Here is a 21,813-nt window from a genome sequence, read left to right as displayed (position 1 = left end):
TCCGCTATCCCGGCCCTGCCGCGGTGAGCGTCCCGTTTCTGACCGTCGCCACCGGCACGATGTGCGCCTGCGGATCGAGTATCACCCCGCGGGCGTCCTTGTAAGTCCGGTGTGGCGGGGCCGTCTCGGTCAGCCGGAACACGGTCGCGTGGCGCACCACGCCGTCCTCGTCCAGCCAGGGTTCCGCCGCCCCCAGGATGTCGCGCGGCGCGCGGGTCACCGCGGCGACGACGTCGTCGAGCGGCATGCCGCACGCGAGCAGTTTCGTCATCGTCGTCGGCAGATCGTGGACCGGCCCGCGGATGTTCCGGACGTGGACGTCCGTGCTGATCGAGTGCGGGGGGAACCCGGCGGCGATGGCACGGCGCGCGATGTCGGCGGCGAAACTCGCCGCGCCGTGGCCGACGTCCAGCCGGACGCCGCGGTTCAGCGCCCGGTCTAGGGCCGGAGACGGCCGGCCGTCGGCTCGCCAGGGGTGACCGGTCTTGCCGTGGTAGCAGTGGGTCACGACGTCGCCGTCGCCCAGCAGGTCCAGGACGTCCTCGATGAGCGGTGGCGCCTCGCCGATGTGCACCATGAGCGGCAGTCCCGCCTCGCGTGCGACGAGCCGGCCGAGTTGCAGCGGCTGGAGTCCCATCGCGCCGACGATCACTCCGCTGGAGCGGACCTTCACACCGCAGACGATGTCGCGGTGGCGGTCGATCGCCGCGAGCGTGGCGTCGACGTCGACGTCGCGGATGTCGGCGGTCTCCCGCATGTGGACCAGGCCGTACGACCCGATGTTCACCCACGCGCGGATGCGCACCTCGGCGGCGGGGATCACGTACTTGACCAGCCCGTTCAGCGTCGCCGCGCCCGCGCTGCCGGCGTCGCCCAGCAGGTGGACGCCGGTGGCCAGGCCGACCTCGTCCGCCGCCACGCCGATCTCGGTCATGCCGTCGTAGACGTGCGCGTGCGCGTCGGCCCATCCCGGGCCGACGAACAGCTCGCCGGGCGGTCCGTCGTCCGGTGTGAGCCGCACCCCGTCCGGACCCGGTGCCAGCCGGGCCGTACGGCCGCCGATGACCCGCAGCGGCTCGTCGATAATCATGACGCCGCCAGGCACGCGGTCACCGCCGCGTTGTGGAAGCGCGGCCGGAGCCGGGTGATCGCGTCCGAGTCGCGGGTGGGGTGCACGCGGTTGGTGAGCAGCACCACGAAGACGTCGAGGACGGGGTCGACCCAGATGCTGGTCCCGGTGAAACCGGTGTGCCCGTACGCCGCCGGGGTCAGCAGGTCGCCGCCGCAGCAGCGGTGCGGGTCGCGGCCCTGCCAGGCGAGGGCCCGCCGCAGCGGGAGCCGGTCGGTCCGCGGCTCGGTCATCACCGCGAGGGTGCGTTCGGCGACGATCCGGCCTCCCGTTCCCCGGCCGCCCCGGCAGAGGGCCTGGCCGAGGGCGGCGAGGTCGTTGAGTGTGCCGAACAGCCCGGCGTGCGCCGCGACGCCCCCGAGCACCTCGGCGTTCTCGTCGTGCACCGTGCCCCGCACGATCCGGCCGCGCCACGGGCAGTCCTCCGTGGCGGCCGCCCGCGCGCGGTCCTCCTCCGGCAGCAGGAAACGGGTCTCCTTCATGCCCGCGGGCGCGGTGACGCGCTCGGCGACCAGCGTGTCCAGGGGAGTACCCGAGGCGCGCTCGGCGATCAGGCCGAGCACGATGAACCCGGCGGAGCTGTATTCCACCTCCGTGCCGCGCGGGAAGCGCAGTGGCAGCTCCCGCAACGCGGTCAGCAGCTCCGCGCGGGTCGCGCACCGGCGCCACAACGGCTCCTGCCCCGGCAGGCCGGACGTGTGGGTCAGCAGTTCGAAGACGGTGATCTCGGCCTTGTCCGTGCCGGCGTACTCCGGCAGGTGGGCGGCGATCGGATCGTCGAGGGTCAGCGCTCCGGCCTCGACCAGGCTCATCACGGCGAGCCCGGCGATCGGCTTGGTCACCGACGCCAGGTCCCAGAGCGTGTCGTCCCGTACCGGGTCGCCGTCCCACGACAGCGTGCCGAACGTGCCCCGGTCCACGACCCCGGCGCTGCCGCCGTACGCCCATGCCGCTCCGGAGAACGTCCGGTCCGCGCGGGCCCGGGCGATGATGCCGGCGGGGTCCACCGTCATGAACTGTTCCTTTCCGTGGGCATGCCCAGCGCAGTGGAGATGCGGCGGGCCGCCGCCACGACCATCGGGCCGAGCAGCCCGACGTCGTCCTCTTTCAGGGTGAAGGTGAGACCGGAGACGCTGACCCCGGCGATGGCGGTGCCGTGCCGGTCGCGGACCGCGGCGCCGACACAGCGGACGCTGCGCTCGTTCTCCTCCTCGTCGATGGAGTAGCCGCGTTCGCGCACCGCCGCCAGATCGGCCAGCAGCTCGTCCGGCTCGACGAGGGTCGCCGGCGTGTGGCTGATCAGCGGTGAGGACGCCGCGATGACGGCGCGCACCTCCTCATCGGGGAGGCCGGCGAGGAGGGCCTTGCCGATGGCCGTGCAGTGCAGCGCGATCTGCATGCCGACCTTGGACGCCATGCGGTACGGCTCCTGGGACTCGACCTTGGCCAGGTACACCGCGACCGTGCCGCTCCGTACCGCGAAGTGAGCGGTGTGCCCGGTCTGGCGCTGCAGGTTCTCCAGGATGGGCCGGGCCACGGAGGCGAGGTCGCGGTCGGCCAGGGCGGAGCCGGCCAGTGCGAGCAGCGCCGGTCCGGAGGCGTACGCGCCGTCGCCGCTCGTGACCGCGTACCCCTCCGCGGTGAGGATCTGCAGGATCCGGTGGGCGGTCGTCTTGTTGATGCCGGTTCGTTCCGCGATGTCGGCGAGCCGCCGGGGTTGGTCGGGGCTGGAAAGGGCGCGCAGGACCGCGAGTGTCTTCTCCACCGAGTTCATTCACGCACCTAAAGGGTTGACCGGCCGGACCGATATGCGGCATATTCAACCATACGACACGGCGTTTCACAATATGAAACGCAAAATGCCCGATCGCGCCCTGTCCGTCACTTCTTTCCCCTTGGGTGCGGCGCTGCGGGAGTTACGAGGAAGGCAGCGAGACGTGACCGAACGCATCACGATGGGCCGCCGTGAGCTGCTGAGATTCGGCGGGCTCGCGGTCGCCGGGATATCCGTGCCGGGCCTGCTGACGGCATGCAAGGCCGGCTCCAACCCCGCGAGCAAGGCGGGCAACGTCCTCCGGGTGACCCAGCCCGCCGACGCGACCACGCTGGACCCGCACAAGCAGGGCGACCTGCCGTCGATGAACGTCCTGATCAACATCTTCGACACCCTGACCGTGCGCGACGTGAACGATCGCCTGGTCGGGGGCATCGCCGAGAGCTGGGAGTCGGTCTCGCCGACGACCTGGCGCTTCCACCTGCGCAGCGGGGTGACCTTCCACAACGGCGAGCCGTGCGACGCCGCCGCGGTGGCGTACAGCCTCCAGCGCCTGATCGACCCGGCGACCAAGTCCCCGATCGTCGAGTTGCGGTTCGTCACCAAGGCCAAGGTCGTCGACGCGCGCACGGTCGACGTGATCACCAGCCAGCCGGACCCGATCCTGCCGCAGAAGGTGTCGCTGTTCGGCGGCGTCATCGTGCCGCCCAAGTACATCAAGGAGAAGGGCGACGCCGCCTTCGCGGCCAACCCCGTCGGCACCGGCCCGTACGTCTTCCAGTCCTGGCAGCGCGACAACCAGATCGTGCTGAAGGCGAACCCGAAGTACTGGGGCGGCAAGCCGGGGGTGGAGCAGGTCACCTTCAAGGTGATGCCGGACGCCGCCTCGTCGCTGGCCGCGTTGCAGTCCGGCGGCGTGGACATCGTGTCCCAGCTCAGCCCGGACGCGGCGCAGCAGCTTGGGAACGGTCCAGGCCTGAAGGTCGTGACCTCCCCGGGGATCCGTACGTTCTTCGTGTCCATCGACACCCTGAGCGGCGGCCCGCTGGGCAAGAAGGAGGTGCGCCAGGCGCTCAACATGGCGCTCGACGTGCCCACGCTCATCAAGTCCGTGCTGAACGGCGCCGGGCAGCAGACCCCCACGCTCATCCCGCACCAGTCGTTCGGCTACGACCCCTCGGTCCAGGCGTTCCCGTACGACCTGGCCAAGGCGAAGAACCTGCTCGCGCAGGCCGGTTACCCGAACGGCTTCACTACCAAGCTGACGGCCTCCGCCGTCGACAAGGACATGGCGCAGGCCATCTCCGGTCAGCTCGCCAAGATCGGCGTGACGGCGAGCGTGTCGATCATGGACGCCGCGACGTTCAAGCAGCGGCTGGTCTCCTCGAACAAGCAGGCCCTCGGCCCGATGTACTTCACCGGCAACACCGGCTGGACGATGGACGCCGAGAGCAACCTGCAGTCGTTCATCCGGCACGACCGCCGGCAGAGCCGCTGGAACAACCCGCAGGCGGACAAGCTCATCGACACCGAAGAGGGCTCGGTCGACTCCGCGACCCGCAAGCAGGCCTTCACCAAGCTCCAGCAGCTCCTCGTGGACGAGGCGCCCTTCCTGTTCCTCTACCAGGCCAGGAGCCTGTTCGCGGTCAACGACCGGGTCCAGTGGAAGACGAACTCGAACGGGACACTCGCCATGGCGAGCGCGAAGCTCACATGAGCGGAGACCTGACGGCCCGGTCCGGGGGGCTGACGCTGCCCCGGATCGGCGACCGCGCGCTCTGGTCCTTCGTCGGCCGGCGGATCGGCCACGCGGTGCTCGTGCTGTTCTGCGTCGCGACCGTGTCGTTCTTCCTCGTCCGGATCTCCGGCGACCCGGTACGCCAGATGCTCCCGCCCGACGCCACGGCGGCGCAGGAGACGGCGCTGCGCGCCCAGCTGGGTCTCGACCAGCCGCTGCTCGGCCAGTACGTCTCCTACATGACCGGCCTGCTGCACCTGGATCTCGGCCAGTCGCTGTTCTTCCACCGCCCGGCGTTCGACGTGATCGCCGAGCGGCTGCCCGCCACGGTCACCCTGGCGGCCGGCGCGCTGGTCGTGGTGCTGGTGGTGGCGATCCCGGCCGGCGTGGTGTCCGCCCTGCGGCGCGGCACCGCCACGGACACCACGGTGATGGCGGCCGTCCTGGTCGGTCAGTCGACGCCCGCGTTCTTCGTGGGCATCCTGCTCATCCTGGTCTTCGCGGTGAACCTCCAGATGCTGCCCGCCTCGGGGATGGGCGGCATCGAGAACCTCGTGCTTCCCGCCGTCACCCTCGGGCTGTACTCCATCGCGATGGTCGCCCGGCTGTTGCGGTCGTCGCTGGTGGACGTGCTGGGCGAGGACTACATCCGTACGGCGCGGGCCAAGGGCCTGACCGGCTGGCGGATCGTGACCGCGCACGGGTTGCGGAACGCCTCCCTCCCCGTGGTCACGGTCGTGGGCCTGGAGATCGGCAACCTCCTCGGCGGAGCGATCCTCACCGAGCAGGTCTTCGCCTGGCCCGGTGTCGGACGGCTGACCGTGGAGGCCGTCACCTACCGCGACTACCCCCTGATGCAGGCGACCGTACTGTTCCTGGCCACGGTGTTCGTGGTCGTGAACCTGCTGGTCGACCTGTCCTACGCCGCCCTCGACCCCCGAGTGAGGCTGAGCTGATGACCACCGCGACGGCCGGGCGGACCGGTGCTCCGGCGCGGCCCGCCTCGAACACCATGTGGCACGCCGTCCGGCGCGCGTTGCGCCGCAACCACGCCGCCAAGGTGGCGATCGGCGTCCTGTTCCTGGTCGTGATCGTCGGCGTGTTCGCGCCGCTGATCGCGCCGCACGACCCGAACGCCCAGAACCTCACCCTCAAGCTCCGTCCGCCCTTCTGGTCGGCCGGGCACCAGCCCGGATATCCGCTCGGCACGGACAATCTCGGCCGCGACGTGCTGAGCCGGATCGTGTACGGAACCCGGATCTCCCTGCTGGTCGGCGTCTCCGCGACGCTGCTGTCCGGTGTCGTGGGCACCGCGGTCGGCCTGGTCAGCGGCTACTACCGCGGATGGCGCGACCAGGTGTTCATGCGGCTCGCCGACATCCAGCTGGCCTTCCCCACGATCCTGCTCGCGCTGGCGATCATCGCGGTGCTCGGCCCGAGCCTCTGGTTCGTCATCCTCGTCCTCGGCCTGACCGGCTGGGTCAACTACGCACGCGTCGTCCGCGCCGAGGTGCTGTCGCTGCGGTCGCGGGAGTTCGTGGTGGCGGCCCGGGCGATCGGCGACAACGACCGGCAGATCATGACCCGCCATCTCCTGCCGAACATCACCGCGCCGCTGGTCACCATCGGTACCCTGCAGGTCGCGGCGATGATCATCGCGGAGGCGTCCCTGGGCTACCTCGGGCTCGGCGTGCCGCCCAGCATCCCGACCTGGGGCGGGATGCTCGCCGACGGGCAGCTCTACCTGCGCAGCGCCTGGTGGATCGCGGTCTTCAGCGGAGCGGCGATCATGCTCACCACACTCTCCATCAACGTAACCGGCGACATGCTCCGGGACGTCGCCGACCCGAAGGCATACACGAAATGAACCTCGCGTCACACTATGTCTGCGACGACTGCCACGCGCGTACGCCGCTGGACACCCCGGCTCTGCTCTGCACGGCGTGCGGCGGGCTGCTGGAGATCGAATACGACCTGACGCGCGCCTCGCGCGAGATCCTCACCCGCGCGGCCGGCCGCCGCGACATCGGCCTGTGGCGCTGGGCCGACCTGCTCCCGGTGACCGACGGGACCGAACCGCTGTACCTGGGCGAGGGGGACACGCCCCTGCTGACCACGCGGCTTCTCGGCGACCGGATCGGCATCCCGAACCTGCGCGTCAAGAACGACACGTTGATGCCGACCGGCAGCTTCAAGGACCGCGGGTTCGCGGTCGCGGTCGGCTTCGCCCGCTCCCTCGGGGTCGAGGAGGCGTTCACCTACAGCTCCGGGAACGCCGGCGCGTCGTTCGCGACCTACGCGGCACGCGCCGGCATCGACGCCACGGTCCTCGTCGAGGACGTCGCCAACCCCACGAAGGTCGCGGCGATCAGCCTGTACGGCGCGCGGGTGCTGCGGCTGCGCTACCGCTCCAGCCTGGAGATCTTCGCCGGTGTCAGCGCGCTCGCCGAGGCGGGCTTCTACTCGTTCGTCAACTTCATCAACCCGGTGCGGCACGAGGGCATGAAGACGTACGCCTACGAGATCTGCGAGGCGCTCGGCTGGCGTGCCCCGGACGTGATGGTGCACCCCGTCGGCACCGGCGGCGGCCTGTGGGGCGCGTGGAAGGGCTTTCGCGAACTGCGGCGCATGGGCGTCATCGACCGGCTGCCGCGCATGATCGGCGTCCAGCCCTCCGCCTCCGCGCCGATCGTACGGGCCTTCACCGACGGCCGGACCACCGCCGGCGCGCACGGCGACGCCACGCGGACCGTCGCGCAGAGCATCGCCGGCGACGCGCCGATCCAGGGCGGGGTGCGCGTCCTGCGCGCCATCTACGAGTCCGGCGGCCGGGCGGTCGCGGTCGACGACGGCGACCTGTTCGAGGCGATGCGGCTGCTCGGCGCCGAGGGAGTGACGGCCGAGCCGTCCGCGGCGGCTTCGGTCGCCGCGCTGCTGCGGGCCCGCGCCCAGGGCTGGGTGTCGAAGGACGACGTGGTCGTCGCGGTGGTGACCGGCTCGGGCCAGAAGCAGCCCGACGCGCTGGAACGCGCGGCGCCGCCGCCGGCCGGCGACGTCCGCGCCGACCCGGACGAGCTCCTCGCAGTGTTCGGCGCCCCGGTGAGGAGCGGCGGATGAGCGACGGCGCGACGGTGATCCAACGGCTCGCGACGTGCGTCGCGCTGCCCAGCCCGACCCCGCCGGGCGACGTCACCCGGGTCGCGGACTGGGTGGCCGGCTGGGCCACGGACTTCGGCGCCTCGGTGACACGCCAGCACGTCACCCCGGTCGCGGACAACGTCCTCGCCCGCCTCCGCTTCGGCGACGGACCGCGCCTGGTGTTCAACAGTCACCTGGACGTGGTCGACCCGTCGTCGCAGGACTGGGCGACGCCGCCGTACCAGCCGGTCGTCCGGGACGGGCACATGATCGGGCGGGGCACCTGCGACGCGAAGGGCAGCCTCGTCGCCATGCTCTGCGCCATGGAACGGCTGGCCGCCCGGCCGTCCGGGCTGACCGGCGAGATCCTGCTCACCGCCGTCATGGGCGAGGAGGCCGGCGGGCTCGGCAGCGCGCACCTGGTGGAGCGTGGCCTGCGGGCGGACGCGGCCGTGGTCGGCGAGCCGACCGGGCTGACCGTCGCCCGGGCGCACAAGGGCACGTACATGAAACGCCTGCGGTTCCGCGGCCGGGCGGCGCACAGCGCCTCGCCCTGGCTCGGCCGCAACGCCGTCGCCGACGCGGCGGCGTTCGTGACCGCCTGCGAGGAGGAGACCGAGCGGCTCACCGCCTTCCCGCACGAGGCGCTCGGACCGGCCACCATGACCGTGACGATCACGTCCGGCGGCGCCCTGCAGAACACGGTCCCGGACGAGGCGACGCTCATCGTCGACCGGCGGCTCGTCCCCGGTGAGACGCACGAGGACTGCGACCGGCGGCTCGCGGCGATGCTGGCCGGGCTGTGCACCGCCCGACCCGGACTGGACGTGGCCGACCCGGAGGTCGTCGTGGCGACCGTCCCGTCCGAGACCGCGGCCGGCGAGCCCGTGGTGGCCGCCGCGCTCGCCGCGCTCGGCGACGCCGGACGGCCCGCCGACCGGGCGACCGGCTTCAACGCCGGCTGCGACATGAGCAAGCTCGTCGGCGCCGGCATCCCGACGGTGATCTGCGGCCCGGGAAGCCTGGCGCAGGCCCACCGGCCGGACGAGTCCGTGCCGCTCGACGAACTCGTGGACGCCGTCGACGTCTACGAGGGAATCGCCCGCCGCCTGCTGGCCCGTACCCGGGAGGGGTGACCGCCGTGCCGGTACTCGAGGTCAATGACCTGCATGCGGAGTTCCGCCTGGACACCGGGACGGTCCGTGCCGTCAACGGCGTGTCCTTCTCGGTCGAGCCCGGGCAGACGCTCGCGGTCGTGGGGGAGTCCGGCAGTGGCAAGACCGCCACCGCCCTGTCGATCCTGCGGTTGCATCCCACGCCGCCATGCGTCTACACCGGCGGCGAGATCGTCGCCGGTGGCCGCGACCTGCTGACGCTGCCGGAGCGCGAGATGCGCCAGGTCCGCGGCAACGAGATAGCGATGATCTTCCAGGACCCGATGACCAGCCTCAACCCGGTCAAGACGGTCGGCGCGCAGATCGTCGAGTCGCTGCGCCGGCACCGGTCGCTGCCGCGCGGCGAGGCGCGCGCCCGCGCGGTCGAGGCGCTCCGCGAGGTCGGCATCGCCCACCCGGAGGCGCGCGCGGGCCAGTACCCGCACCAGCTCTCCGGCGGCATGAGGCAGCGTGTCATGATCGCGATGGCGCTCGCCTGCCGGCCGAAGCTCCTCATCGCCGACGAGCCCACGACCGCGCTCGACGTCACCGTTCAGGCGCAGATCATGGAGCTGATGGCCGATCTGCAGGACCGGTTCGGGATGGCGATCGTGCTGATCACGCACGACCTGGGCGTCGTGGCGCAGGTGGCCGACAAGGTCCTGGTCATGTACGCCGGGCGGCCCGTGGAGGCGGCCGGCGCCGACGACCTGTTCGAGCGCCCGAGGATGCCCTACACGCGGGCGCTGCTGGAGTCGATGCCCCGGCCGGACGTCCCCGGCGGCGCGGTCCTCGACCCGATCCGCGGCGCACCGCCCAACCTGCTGGACCTGCCGTCCGGCTGCGCCTTCCACCCACGCTGCGGCTTCGCCCGGCCGGAATGCGCGAGCACCGTACCCGCCCTGGAGGAGAAGGCGCCGGGCCACGCCGCGGCCTGCGTCCTGACCGACGACGACCTCCCGGGAACGAGCGAAGGAAGGCGGGTGAGCGGAACGTGAGCACGCGGGACGAGCCGCTGCTGTCGTTGCGGGGCGTGCGCAAGGAGTTCGCCGGCCGCGGGCCCGGATCGACGGTGCTCGCCGTCGACGACGTCTCGCTGGACGTCCGCCCGGGCGAGACGCTCGGGCTGGTCGGCGAGTCCGGGTGCGGCAAGACGACGCTCGCCCGGCTGATCCTCCGTCTCGTCGACGCGACCGCCGGCGAGATCCGGTTCGGCGGGCGCGACCTGCTGAAACTGTCACAGCGCGAGATGCTGTCGGTACGTCAGGACCTCCAGGTCGTCCTCCAGGACCCGTACGCCAGCCTGAACCCGCGGATGCGCATCGGGGAGATCGTCGCCGAGCCCCTGATCACCCATCACAAGGTGCCGCGGGGCCGGCGCGGCCGCGCCGCGGCACGGGAACGCGTCGCGGAGCTGCTGGACGCCGTCGGCCTGGACGCCTCGGTCCAGGACCGGTACCCGCACGAGTTCTCCGGCGGACAGCGGCAGCGGATCGGCATCGCCCGCGCGCTGGCCCTCGAACCGAAACTGGTGATCTGCGACGAGCCGACCAGCGCCCTGGACGTGTCGATCCAGGCCCAGATCACCAATCTGCTGCGGCGCCTGCAGCGCGAGCGCGGGCTGACGTACGTCTACGTCTCCCACGACCTGTCGATGATGCGCCAGATGGCCGACCGGGTGGCGGTGATGAACCTCGGCCGCATCGTCGAGCTGGCCGACACCGAGGAGCTCTTCACCAATCCGCGGCACCCGTACTCGCACTCCCTGCTGTCGGCCGCGCCGATCGCCGATCCGAAGGCCGAGCGGGCGCGTCGCCGCATCGTGCTGCGCGGTGAGGCGCCCTCGCCCGCCGACCCTCCGTCCGGGTGCGTCTTCCGCACCCGCTGTCCGGTCGCCCGCGACGAGTGCGCCGGTACCCGGCCGCCGCTCGTCGACCACGACGTGCCGGGGCACGCGGTGGCGTGCCTGTACCCGGTCCGCGCGGCGGCGGACCTGCTGAACGAGACCACGAGCTGAAGGAGCATCGATGACACGACAGGAAGTACGGACCGAGGACGCGCCGCGCCCGGCCGGCGCCTACTCACAGGGCATCGTCGCGAACGGGTTCCTCTACACCGCGGGGTTCGGCCCGCAGGACCCGCGCACCGGCGCGGTCGCCGACACCATCGAGGAACAGACCGCGCAGGTCATCCGCAACGTCGAGGCGGTCCTCGCGGCGCGTGGCCTGACGCTGGCCGACGTCGTCAAGGCAACGGTCCACCTGCAGCATCTCCACCGCGACTTCCCGGGCTTCAACGCCACGTACGAGTCGCTCCTGCCGAAGCCCTACCCGGTGCGGACGACGGTCGGTTCCGACCTCGCGAACATCCTCGTCGAGATCGATGTCGTGGCGGCACTGCCGGACGGCTCAGGCGCATAGTGGGGACCGCGTCTCGACCCCAGGCCGAAGGGCAGCGGAAACGGCACGGTCATTCCTTCTTGCGATCCCGGCGCGACCGCCTCTTCGGTTGGTTGCGGACCACGCGTGCCGGATCCGGCCGAGACTTCTGGCCGTGGCCGGGCGGATCCGAGCGAGACCGGTAACGTCTGAGCTCGGCCACGTACTTCCGGAGTTCGGGGGAGCGGCGGCGCGCGAGTTCGAGTCCGCCCGTGGCGGCGAACATCAGGACCTTGTCGTCGATCGCGGTGGCGATCCGCTCAGACTCGGCAAGAGATTCGACGGCCGCTCGCGCCTTCCCCGGCCGGCCGAGAAGGATGACTCCCTCCGTGCCCAGGGTGTCCGCCAGGTTCCGCAGATAGACGGCGGGGAGCCGTTCGGCCAGCGGCCGGTAGATCGAGACGGCCTCCTCGATGTGTTGGGCCGCCTCCTCGTCCTCGCCCATTCGGTGCAGCGTCTTCGCCAGGTTGTGCAGGCCGGACGCGAGGTCGTGGTCGAAGAGGGTCGGGTGGTCCTCCACGATGCGGCGACGGGTGTCGACCACCTCCCGGTGGATGGCCAGACCCACGGTCTGCACACCGAAGTCGATCAAGCGGTTCGCCCTGTTCGTCCCCGCGCTGGTGGCGATGATCGTCAGCCAGGGATCGGGCTCCGCTACCTGGTGGTAGACCTCCAGCGCATGTTCCGCCGTGCGCAGGCTTCCCTCTCGATCGCCGGACTCGTTAAGGATCGCGGACAAGTTGGACAGCGCTTGCACGGTGCCGTGGAGATCGGGCGGGTTCTTCCGCTCCCATTGCTCTACCGACTCCTTCGCCGTGGCCAGAGCCTTCCTGGTCTGCCCGTGACTCATGTACAGGTTGGCGAGGAGACCCAGCGCGGGCGCCAGCCCCGTCTCGGCATCGTCCGGGAGCTCACGCCCTAGGGACACTGCCTCTTCGAGGCTCTCCTGCGCCTCCTTTGTCTCACCGACGGAGTTCAGCCGTTCCGCCAGCGCGAACAGCTGCGAGGCCAGGCGGGGCCGATGGGTCGCCGGGTCATCACGGGCGAGTTCGCGGTAGCGGTCGACGAGACGGCGGAACGCCTCGATGCTCCACCGGCCGAAGAGGGAGGGCGCGGCCCAGGTGACGGCGATGAGCTCGTCGAGCCAATCGGGCTCTGCGGTGACCTGGGCGGTCAGTGGTTCGATCGCCGTGATCAGCGGGTCCGGCTGATCGCTGCGGGTCGCGGCGACGGCGGCGACGGACGCGAGCTCGGGCCGGGACGACACCAACCGTGCGATGGTGTCCGCGGCGGCCGGCCGGAGTGCCGCCGCCCGGCTGAGCACCTCGAATCCGTATTGCGTATCGCGCGCGGGCACGTGCCCGAACAGGCCGTCGAACAGGTCGGTGTCCTCGGCGGTGACACGAGCCACCAGATATTCACCGAGGCGGTCGGGCTGCAGGCGGCCCCAGTACCGGCTGTCGGCGGCGGGGTAGAGGTCGTGCAGCCACTCGGCAAGGGCCAGAAGGCGTTCCTCGGGCTGGTCACGCAGGCCGGGCACGCCTCCCAGCAGGTGCGCGGCCTCCGTCTCGGTGGTCGCGCTGAAAAGAGTCGCCGTGGCGACGGCCCTGCGGAGAGCCTTCGAGTACGCGAACCGTAGGCCCCGCGCGTAGGCGGTCCATCCCCAGTAACGCTCCTCGTGGCCGAGCAGGACGTCCTCGACGCCTTCCCCTTTCTTCTCCGGTACCGGCTCGAACCCGAGCTGGAGCAACGAGGCGAGCGCCGTCATGTGCACGGTCAGCACGGAGCCGTACCGCGGGTGGCCCAGATCGTCAGGCGGGTCCGGTAGGTCGGGCCCGATCTGGTCGCCGCGTCGGCGTAGGGCACGCGCGAAGTGCTCCACCGCCGTGGCGAACAGCGGCGCACGCCTTTCCGCGGTGTCCTCCAGCGGAGGCAGCTCAGTGACGTGCCGGCCGAGCGCCCGCTCGATCACCGAACTCCCGATGACCAGTTGCCGCCACCATTCACCGGCGTGGCGGGCGAGCAGTAGTAACCGCACGCGCAGCCCGGAGTCCCGTACGGCACCGATCCGGGTGGCGAGCCGCCGTATTTGATCGGTCCTTGTCTCGGCGTAGTCGACGATCACCAGGACCGGAACCGCCGACGCGGCGAGCGGGCCCACGTCGAGGGGATCCCCGTTGTCCGGACGCAGCCATCCGACCGCCCAGCCGGCCGCTCGCCGCCGGGCGGCGAACTCTCGCGCCAAGCGCGTCTTGCCCTGGCCTCCCGGGCCGGTCACCAGCCAGGTCGAGACGGTGTCCGGCTCCTCGCACCACGCCGAGAGCTTCGCCAGGAGTTCCGTTCGGCCATGGAACGGCACGACCTCCGCGTCGGCCGCCAGCAGGTACGCGGGGGACCGCGATCCGCCCACGACCGTCGGGGGCTCGAACAACGGCGCGAGCTCCACCGACTCGGTGGTCTGCTCGCCAACGAGTGCTACGAATCCGGGATCGTCCAGGAACCGTGCCACCGGAACCGCCGTCAGCCGCCGGCTCCCGAACTCGGGCGGATCGGCCACCAGCACACCGGTGAGCAACGCGTCCTCGCCGCAGAACAGCGCCGCCCCGGAGATGCCGGCCCAGGCCGAGGAACGCGTGCGGGAGTCAGGCCAGGCGTCTACCAGCACGTCGTAACGGCGGGCCTTCGCCCCGGTGCCGGGATTGATCGTGCCGGACAGGTGCTCGGTGTCTCGTATGTCATCCGGACCGCGTTGTGCGTCCGGGAACCCGGTGGCCTCGCACCGTACCCCGCCGCGTGTGCCAGTGAGTCGTCCCCAACGGACCGTAGCCGCCTCGGGCACGTGTTCCGCCGGGCCGGTGACCTCCACCAGCGCCGCGTCGACCGTGTCGTCATGGCGCCACCACGCGACCCGGCCGGTTGGCGTCGAAGGGTCGCCGAGGAACCGCACCATGACCGTCGGCGCCGGAGCGCCGTCGACGACGACCGCATGCGCCGCCGTCAGCACCAGCCGCGGTGCGATGAGATAGCCCGAGCCGAACTCCCATGTGCCGTCCGCGCGTCGCGCGAACGTCTCGGCGACTTTCTCTCGTCTCACCATCGTCGATTTCCTCACCGGTCGGGAACGTGTGTTCCCTGGCCGGTCACGTACGGTGCGCGCCCATAGCCGTCCTTGGGCGTGAGGAGCAGTTTCAACCGGTGCGTCGACCCGGAGGTGACGGTGCCCTTGGCGCCGAAGGACACCACCCCGAAGCGCACCCCGGCCTCGGCGCCGCCGTCCTTCTTCACATCGACGAGAAACTCCAGCTCGACAGGGCCGAGCTCGAACCGGACCTCGGCCTCCGAACCCTCCGCGGTCGCCTGCGCCAGCTCCCGGCGGAGAGCATGCACGACATCTGCCAGATCAAGCCAGTCTCCGTCACTCATCACGGCTCCCTTCACCGTTGCCGAAACCCGTTGCGGCGCGGATCCAGCGTGAGTTCGGTGATGGGTACCGGGCAAGGCCAGGCCAGGAACTCCGATCAAACAAACAATGCGGCGAACAATTCGGGGCCTGTTCGCCGCTTGACGGTCGGTCTGGGTCTACCTTACGTTCGCGGTGTCACACATTCTAGGATGTTGTCATGAAATATAGGACAGACGCCAACGACTCCGCGAGTACGCGGCCGATGTCGTCGGCCCTGAAGCTGCTGCGGCTGCTCGACGTCGTGGGCGAGTCGGAGGATCCGGTCCGGGTCGCCGATCTCGCACGGACCCTCGGGGCCACCCGGTCGGAGGTGCACCGGCACCTCGTCACGCTGGTCGCCGCCGGGTGGATGGAGCGGCTGCCGGACGGCGCGTACCAGCTCACGGTGAAGGCCGCGCACCTCGGGCACGCGGCGTTGCAGCACGCCGGGTTCGGCGACCGGGTCTCCGCGATGCTGGTCGACCTGGCGGCGGAGACCGGGCAGTCCGTCTGCCTGGCCGTGCTCGACGACGATGCGACGCGCGTGGTCAAACGGGCCGAGCCGGGCACCGCCGCGCACGTGACGCTGGCCCTGGGCCGCCGGCTCGACCTGCGGTTCGGCGCCACCGGACGGGTGCTGCTCGCGTTCGCGGACCCCGCCGTCGTCGCCGGCCTGCGCGCACGGGACGTCGACGTGCCGACCGACGCCGAACTGGCCGAGATCCGTGCGCAGGGATACGCGCTCATTCCCGAGGCGGACCCCGACGGAGGGCTCGCCGCGATCGCCTTCCCGGTCTCCGGCCGTACCGGGGAGCCCAGCGTGGCGCTCTGCGCGGTCGGGTCCAGGACCGGCTTCGACCCGCTCACCGCACGGGAGCCGCTCGCGGCCGCCGCCGCCCGGCTGTCCCGCCTGACCACCAGCGTCGACCCGGGGGCGGACGCTCCCTGGGGCTCCTAACCCATCACCCGTACAGGAGGGACATGCAGACCGCCGCGCCCGACACCGATCCGGCCCTCGGCCCCGATCCAGAGGCGTTCATGCGTCCGGAGCGGCTCGCCACGCTGCCGCCCACCCGGCTTTCGGCCAGCCGCGCGCTCATCAACCGGATGAGCCGGGAACGCTGGCGCATCGAGGTCGTCCGGTTCGACATCGACGACCGGGCCCGGGGAGACGCGCTGTACCGCGTGCACGCCCCCGGCCGGACGTTCGACTTCATGGTGTTCTCGTTCGAGCCCAAGCTGGAGGGGCGCACCGGGCGGATCATCGGCACCGACTGGGACATGATGGGCGCGCTCGTCGAGGGCGAGGCCGGCGAGGCGGACATGCGCGCCACCCGCGCCGAGTTCCCCAAGCTGTACGCCGGCCGCGCCACGCCGGGCACGCTCGTCTGGTGCCGGTCCAACCGCAGCCTGCGGCTGTTCGACCACGTGATCGAGCGGCTGGCGAGCGGGCGCCAGCCGGACGTGGACGAGCTGTGGCGCGTCGGCTACCTGATGCGGAACACCGGCCTGGACGGCAACGGCACGTTCGGCACCCGTTCGTACCTCGCGCTGGAGGACGACCACCCGCTGCGCGGGCCGTACCAGGCCCAGATGCTGTCCGCGTACCTGATGCGCGAGTTCTCCTTCGACCTGGCCGAGCACCTGGCGCGGCTGGCGAACCCGGGCGCCGTCCGGCTGGACGCGGACCTGAAACGGCTGCTCGGGCTGGGCAACGGCTCGGCGCTCGGCCTGGTCTTCTTCGCCAATAACCACCCGGCGCTGCTGGACCGCTGGCTGACCCTCCGGTTCGCCGCCGTCGCCGAGGCGCGGGCCCGGCCGGCGGTGCCCGGCGACGCCGAGTGGAACCGCGCCGCCGAGCTCCTGGAACGTGCCATCGCGTTCTACGACGAGGACCCCTTCCGGTACCACTCGTTCACCCCGGCGGCCACGGTCGCCGACGGCCTGCGCCTCATCGTCAAGGCCATGGCCGGAGCCGAACCGCCCCGCACGTTCGGCGAGCTGGTGGACGCCGCCGCCGAGGTGGGGCCGGACGCGGTCGAGGTGGGCAACGCGATCCTGCTCGAACTGCGGCCGGAGACCACCGACGCGTGGCTGCGGTACCAGCCGGTGGACGAGACGCTGACCCGCCGCCCGGCACAGCGCGTCGGCGAGCTGCGCGAGCTGCTGGACCGCGAGTACGCGTGGACGCGCCGGTTCGACCTGGCCGATCCCGCGCAGCGCCGGTTCCGCTGGTACAAGTCGCGCGACGCCGAGGAGCCGCGGCGCGGGCCGGTGGATGAGGTGCCCGAGGGCTTCGAATGGGCGCTCGACCTGCCCGGCGACGTCCAGCGGCTCGCCCGGGCGCTGCGCGACGAGCCGGCCGGCCGCACGGTCGGCGAGTTCCTGGCGGCGCACCCGGCCGAACGCGCCACCGTGCAGCGCGTGCAGGGCCTGGCCGGGCGGAGGTACCACTCGCCGCACATGAACATGCTGGCCGGCGACTTCACCCCCGCGCACATCGTGCGGCTGATGAACGCCGCGTTCCACGGGCTGGACAAGACCGTGGACGGCCTGGGCCGCAACGTGCTCGGCCTGCTGTTCCACGGCGCGCCCGTCGCGACCGATCTCGCCGCCGGGCACGCCGCCGACTGGATCTACCCCCGCCGTCCGGAGGAGCGATGACCACCATGCCGGAGACGACCGCGTTGCCGGAGGAGACCGGCCCGGACGTCATCAACGTGTCGCTGCGCGAATGCCGCCTGGTCGGCTACCGGGTGCTGTGGCACCACGGAGCACCGGCCGGCGCGATCCCGGCGATCGTGGACGCGATCGTCGCGGCCGAGGCCGCCGGGCTGGAGGGGCTGCGCGCGCTGCACGCCGACGGCGCGGCCATCGGCGCCACGGCCGCCCGTCCCGTCACGTACACGAGGGCGGGGGACGAGCTGGTGATCGACGCGGCCGGCAAGCACGCGCTGGCGGCCGTCCCCGACATCGTCGACCTCGCCGCCGCGCTGGGCGACGCCGCCGTACTGGTCACCGGCGCGGAGCGGGACGAACTGCTCGCCGTCCTCCCGCACGTGGCGCCCGACCACGGACTGACGCTGGCCCCGGACGGACCCGGCCGCTTCAGGTGCCGTCCCGCCACCCCGTCGTACGAGGGCTCCGGGCCGCCGTCGGCCGCGGGCATCCTGCACGACGGCACGGACGTCCCCGCCCACCTGTGGTGGGCCCTGTTCCACCTCGGCAACCTCGCGCTCACCCCCGACTCGGTGGTGTCGCGCCGCCACACCGGCCGGTCGGTCTTCGACGCGCAGGGCCGCATCGTCGGCGAGCTCGGCGAGGACGCGCAGGAGCCGGACGCAGCCACCCCCGCCACCCGCTGAGCGCGCTCACCCCCGAGACGGAAGAGGACACGGCACATGTACATCGACGGGCTGGAATGCAGCGTCTATGACCGGGAGGTCTTCCAGGAGCTGCGCGACGGCGACCTCGCCTGCGTCACCAACACGGTGGCGTTCTGGGAGGACGCCGGGGAGACCATGGACGAGATCGGCCGCTGGCGCGACCTGGCCAGGGAGAACGCCGACCTGATCACGATCGCCCGCACCGCCGACGACATCGAGGCGGCGCACGCGTCCGGACGCACCGCCATCCTGCTCGGCACGCAGAACTCCTCGCCGATCGAGGACCGCATCCGGTACGTGGAGCTATTCCACGACATGGGCCTGCGGGTCATGCAGCTCACCTACAACAACCAGAACGCCATCGGCGGCTCCTGCTACGAGCCGCACGACTCGGGGCTGACCCGCTTCGGCCGGGAGGTCGTACGGGAGATGAACCGGGTCGGCATGGTCGTGGACCTGTCACACGTGGGCGAGCGCACCGGCATCGACGCGATCGAGGCGTCCGAGGCGCCGGTCGCGGTGACCCACGCCAACGCCCGCTCGCTGTACGAGCACGCGCGCAACAAGGGCGACGATCTGCTGCGCGCGCTGGCCGAGAACGGCGGCGTCATCGGCCTGGCCACGTACCGGAACATCAGCGGCCCGTGGGCGGAGTCGCGCGAGACATGGTGCGACATGGTGCGCCGCACCGTCGACATCGTCGGCCTCGACCATGTCGGGATCGGCACCGACCTCAGCCGCAAGAGCGGCGACAGAGAGCTCCAGTGGATGCGAAAAGGCCGCTGGACGCGCACCACGCAGTACGGCGCCGGATCGGCCGGAAACCCCGGCAAGGCCAAGCCGGTGGAATTCATGACCTCCACCCGCGACTTCCCCGCGCTCGCCGAATGCCTCACCACCCATGCCGGATTCGGCGACGAGGAGACCGCCAAGATCATGGGCGGCAACTGGATGCGTTTCTACCGTCACGTATTTAAGGGCTGACCGGCCTCAAGGGCTGACCGCCCGGCACGTGTGAACGCGGAAATGACGAGTCCCGGTGACGAAGAAAGCGAGTGTTCTTCTCGACTGATCCCGGCGTCGCCACGTGCGACGCGCTTTGCCGAAAGGCGATGGTCATGGCTGTATCCTCCTCCTCTCAATCGTCCTCCGACACCTACGATGACGGGCGGGCCGCCGCCGCGTACGCCGAGGTGGCAGCGCGGCTGGACCGCCTGCCGTTCACCTCGGTACAGCGCGGAATCCTGCTGAAGGGCGGTCTCACCACCACGTTCGACGGGCTCGACAACGGAATCGTCTCGTTCCTGCTGCCGATCGTCACGGGCGTTTTCTCGCTGTCCGGAGTCGAACAGGGATTCCTCGGCAGTTCGTCGCTGATCGGAGCGTTCGCCGGCGCGATCGCGGTGAGCTTCATCGGCGACCGTACGGGCCGCAGAAATCTGCTCCTGTACTCCATGGCGTTCTACAGCGCCGCGATGATCGTCGGCGCGGTCTCGCCGGACGGCGCCTTCCTGATCGTCACCCGGGTGGCCGCCGGTGTGGCCATCGGAATCAACGTCAACATCATCATTCCGTACCTGGCGGAATTCGCGCCGGTGAAACAGCGCGGCCATTTCGTCGGGTCGCTGGCCGGGTTCTTCGGCTTCGGGTTCGTGCTGGCCGCGCTGATCGGCTACTTCGTCATCCAGACGATGGACCAGGGCTGGCGGATCGCGCAGCTCATCGTGGGCCTGCCGATCATCCTGGCCGTCCTCTGGCGGCGCAACCTGCCCGAGTCGCCGCGCTACCTGCTCTCCAAGGGCCGCATCGACGAGGCACGGGCGATCATTGACGACCTGGAGGCGAAGGTCTGCCGGGTCACCGGCAAGGACCTGCCGCCGGTGGACACCGACGTGCGGTACGAGCCGGACAAGCACCTGTCCATGCGCAGCGTGCTCGAACAGTTCGCGGCGCTGTGGCGGCCGAAGATGCTGCGGCAGACGATCCTGATCTGGGTGCTGTGGTTCTGCTTCAGCTTCGCCTACTACGGCTTCCTGGTGTTCCTGCCGACGCTGCTCGTGGACAAGGGCCTGACCATCAGCGAGAGCTTCGGCTACTCGATCGTCATCGAGGTCGCGCAGGTCCTCGGGTACTACCCGGCGGCGGTGCTGTCCGAGCGGCTGGACCGCAAGTGGAGCATCGTCGTCTTCCTGGCGGCCAGCGCGCTGTCGGCGGTCGGCCTGGCCTTCGCCGGCGGCAACGTGCAGGTGCTCATCTTCGGCATCGCCCTGGCGTTCTTCCTCAACGGCGCCTACGCGCCGCTGTACACCTACACGCCGGAGGTCTATCCGACGCCGATCCGCGCCACGGGGGTGGGCGCGTCGGCGGTGTTCAGCCGGGTCGGTGCCGCGCTCGCGCCGATCATCATGGGCGCGACCTACACGTCGCTGAAGTTCTCCGGCGTGTTCCTGACCCTGTGCGCGGTGATCGCCGTCGCGGTGGTCGCCGTGGTCACGATGGGCGTCTCCACGCGCCGGCGCTCCCTGGAGGAGATCGCCGGCTGACCCTACGGGTCCGGCACCGCGCCCGAGGGCGGTGCCGGGCCCGGTGTCATGTCGCCAAGGTATCGAGCCATCCCAATGCGGTGTTGGACGAGAATCGCGGCGTCTTCCTACAGTCGCGGTAGACCGCACTCCCGCGCCCAGAAGGAGACCGTGGCATGGCCAACCGCACGCCCGGGGAGGTCGCCCGGCAGCTCGGGTCGGGCCTCCTGTCCTTCCCGATCACTCACCTGACCAGGGACGGCGCCTTCGACGAGCCGGCCTACCGGGAGCATGTCGCCTGGCTCTCGCAGTTTCCGGCCGCCGGCCTGTTCGCCCCGGGCGGCACCGGCGAGTTCTTCTCCCTCACCCTCCCCGAGGTCGAGAACGTCGTCACCGCGGCCGTCGGCGCCGCCTCCGAGGGGCTGCCCGTCATCGCGCCCGCGGGGTACGGCACGGCCACCGCCGTGGAACTGGCCCGGACCGCCGAACGCGCGGGCGCGCACGGCATCCTGCTCTTCCCGCCGTACCTCACCGAGGCGGGGCAGGAGGGGCTGCGCGCGCACGTACGGGCGGTGTGCGACGCGACGAGCCTGGGGGTGATCGTCTACAACCGCGCCAACGCGAGGTACACCGACGAGACGGTCGACCGCCTCGCGGAGGAGTGCCGGAACCTGGTCGGCTTCAAGGACGGCGTCGGCGACATCGAGCAGATGGCGCGGATCTACGCCCGGCTGGGTGACCGCCTCACGTACATCGGCGGGCTGCCGACCGCGGAGATGTTCGCCCTTCCGTATCTCTCGCTGGGGCTGACGACGTACTCGTCTGCCATCTTCAACTTCCTGCCGCGCTACGCCGCCGGCTTCTACGACGCGGTCCGCCGCCGTGACGACGCGGCCGTGATGGCGGCGCTGTCGGAGTTCGTGATCCCGTACACCGACCTGCGAAACCGCCGGCCGGGGTACGCGGTCAGCATCATCAAGGCCGGGATGAGGGTGATCGGGCGGCCGGCCGGCCCGGTCCGCCCGCCACTGACGGATCTCACCGACGCCGAGCTCGCCGAGCTCGAGACCCTCGTGCGGAAGGTGAGCTGAC

Annotated in this window: 19 protein-coding genes; 14 read left to right on the top strand and 5 right to left on the bottom strand. The window is 71.2% G+C overall.

The features are described from left to right. Window positions 1–4: 4 nt before the first annotated feature. From ACQEV1_RS41825 to ACQEV1_RS41815, 3 genes are read right to left on the bottom strand one after another with little or no spacing between them, the layout of a single operon-like run. Complete coding sequence (locus ACQEV1_RS41825) at window positions 5–1,090, bottom strand: amidohydrolase/deacetylase family metallohydrolase (RefSeq protein ID WP_433402123.1); 1,086 nt, start codon at window positions 1,088–1,090, stop codon at window positions 5–7. Then, window positions 1,087–2,142: a serine hydrolase domain-containing protein gene (locus ACQEV1_RS41820; RefSeq protein ID WP_433402121.1), complete on the bottom strand. Its 1,056-nt coding sequence runs from the start codon at window positions 2,140–2,142 to the stop codon at window positions 1,087–1,089. Before ACQEV1_RS41820 ends, ACQEV1_RS41825 begins: the two co-directional genes overlap by 4 nt. Next, complete coding sequence (locus ACQEV1_RS41815; RefSeq protein WP_433402119.1) at window positions 2,139–2,903, bottom strand: IclR family transcriptional regulator; 765 nt, start codon at window positions 2,901–2,903, stop codon at window positions 2,139–2,141. The genes ACQEV1_RS41820 and ACQEV1_RS41815 overlap by 4 nt, the downstream gene beginning before the upstream one ends. 163 nt (window positions 2,904–3,066) lie before the next feature. Between ACQEV1_RS41815 and ACQEV1_RS41810 the strand changes: the two genes are divergently transcribed. The 8 genes from ACQEV1_RS41810 to ACQEV1_RS41775 are packed head-to-tail and all read left to right on the top strand — an operon-like array spanning window position 3,067 to window position 11,353. Further along, window positions 3,067–4,620, top strand: coding sequence for an ABC transporter substrate-binding protein (locus ACQEV1_RS41810; RefSeq protein WP_285630587.1), 1,554 nt, complete (start codon window positions 3,067–3,069; stop codon window positions 4,618–4,620). Further along, window positions 4,617–5,597 (top strand): ABC transporter permease, encoded by a 981-nt coding sequence (locus ACQEV1_RS41805; RefSeq protein ID WP_433402117.1) that lies wholly within the window; start codon window positions 4,617–4,619, stop codon window positions 5,595–5,597. Before ACQEV1_RS41810 ends, ACQEV1_RS41805 begins: the two co-directional genes overlap by 4 nt. Beyond that, window positions 5,597–6,508, top strand: a complete 912-nt coding sequence (locus ACQEV1_RS41800) for an ABC transporter permease (protein WP_285630591.1) — start codon at window positions 5,597–5,599, stop codon at window positions 6,506–6,508. Before ACQEV1_RS41805 ends, ACQEV1_RS41800 begins: the two co-directional genes overlap by 1 nt. Further along, entirely contained in the window at window positions 6,505–7,758 is a 1,254-nt protein-coding gene (locus tag ACQEV1_RS41795) for a threonine synthase (protein ID WP_433402115.1), read from the top strand. The genes ACQEV1_RS41800 and ACQEV1_RS41795 overlap by 4 nt, the downstream gene beginning before the upstream one ends. Continuing rightward, entirely contained in the window at window positions 7,755–8,915 is a 1,161-nt protein-coding gene (locus ACQEV1_RS41790; RefSeq protein WP_433402113.1) for a M20 family metallopeptidase, read from the top strand. Before ACQEV1_RS41795 ends, ACQEV1_RS41790 begins: the two co-directional genes overlap by 4 nt. Window positions 8,916–8,920: 5 nt before the next feature. Continuing rightward, complete coding sequence (locus ACQEV1_RS41785) at window positions 8,921–9,931, top strand: ABC transporter ATP-binding protein (protein WP_285630600.1); 1,011 nt, start codon at window positions 8,921–8,923, stop codon at window positions 9,929–9,931. After that, complete coding sequence (locus ACQEV1_RS41780; RefSeq protein ID WP_433402111.1) at window positions 9,928–10,950, top strand: ABC transporter ATP-binding protein; 1,023 nt, start codon at window positions 9,928–9,930, stop codon at window positions 10,948–10,950. Before ACQEV1_RS41785 ends, ACQEV1_RS41780 begins: the two co-directional genes overlap by 4 nt. Before the next feature lie 10 nt (window positions 10,951–10,960). Then, complete coding sequence (locus tag ACQEV1_RS41775; protein ID WP_285630606.1) at window positions 10,961–11,353, top strand: RidA family protein; 393 nt, start codon at window positions 10,961–10,963, stop codon at window positions 11,351–11,353. Between the two features lie 49 nt (window positions 11,354–11,402). Here the strand turns inward: ACQEV1_RS41775 and ACQEV1_RS41770 are convergent, their stop codons facing one another. Then, window positions 11,403–14,468: a tetratricopeptide repeat protein gene (locus tag ACQEV1_RS41770; RefSeq protein WP_433402108.1), complete on the bottom strand. Its 3,066-nt coding sequence runs from the start codon at window positions 14,466–14,468 to the stop codon at window positions 11,403–11,405. Window positions 14,469–14,479: 11 nt separating this feature from the next. Beyond that, entirely contained in the window at window positions 14,480–14,794 is a 315-nt protein-coding gene (locus tag ACQEV1_RS41765; RefSeq protein WP_285630612.1) for a trypco2 family protein, read from the bottom strand. A gap of 197 nt (window positions 14,795–14,991) precedes the next feature. Between ACQEV1_RS41765 and ACQEV1_RS41760 the strand changes: the two genes are divergently transcribed. From ACQEV1_RS41760 to kdgD, 6 genes are all read left to right on the top strand, one after another. Further along, a complete protein-coding gene (locus ACQEV1_RS41760) occupies window positions 14,992–15,771 on the top strand; it encodes an IclR family transcriptional regulator (protein WP_433402106.1) in 780 nt (259 codons plus the stop codon). A 23-nt stretch (window positions 15,772–15,794) separates the two neighbouring features. Continuing rightward, a complete protein-coding gene (locus tag ACQEV1_RS41755; RefSeq protein ID WP_285630618.1) occupies window positions 15,795–17,477 on the top strand; it encodes a hypothetical protein in 1,683 nt (560 codons plus the stop codon). Beyond that, on the top strand, window positions 17,474–18,178 hold the full coding sequence (locus ACQEV1_RS41750; protein WP_433402103.1) for a hypothetical protein: 705 nt from the start codon (window positions 17,474–17,476) through the stop codon (window positions 18,176–18,178). The genes ACQEV1_RS41755 and ACQEV1_RS41750 overlap by 4 nt, the downstream gene beginning before the upstream one ends. 36 nt (window positions 18,179–18,214) lie before the next feature. After that, window positions 18,215–19,183, top strand: a complete 969-nt coding sequence (locus ACQEV1_RS41745) for a dipeptidase (protein ID WP_285630624.1) — start codon at window positions 18,215–18,217, stop codon at window positions 19,181–19,183. A gap of 134 nt (window positions 19,184–19,317) precedes the next feature. Then, the gene (locus tag ACQEV1_RS41740) at window positions 19,318–20,742 is read left to right on the top strand and encodes an MFS transporter (protein WP_285630625.1); all 1,425 of its coding nucleotides are present in this window, start codon (window positions 19,318–19,320) and stop codon (window positions 20,740–20,742) included. Window positions 20,743–20,897: 155 nt separating this feature from the next. Continuing rightward, complete coding sequence (gene kdgD, locus ACQEV1_RS41735; RefSeq protein ID WP_433402100.1) at window positions 20,898–21,812, top strand: 5-dehydro-4-deoxyglucarate dehydratase; 915 nt, start codon at window positions 20,898–20,900, stop codon at window positions 21,810–21,812. Window position 21,813 lies beyond the last annotated feature (1 nt).

The sequence above is a fragment of the Actinoallomurus sp. CA-142502 genome (genome assembly GCF_050936355.1).
In the GTDB taxonomy this organism is placed as follows: Bacteria; Actinomycetota; Actinomycetes; order Streptosporangiales; family Streptosporangiaceae; genus Actinoallomurus; species Actinoallomurus iriomotensis.
The sequence above is the reverse complement of the archived record's forward strand: the minus strand, read 5'-3'. Positions and strand labels throughout refer to the sequence as shown.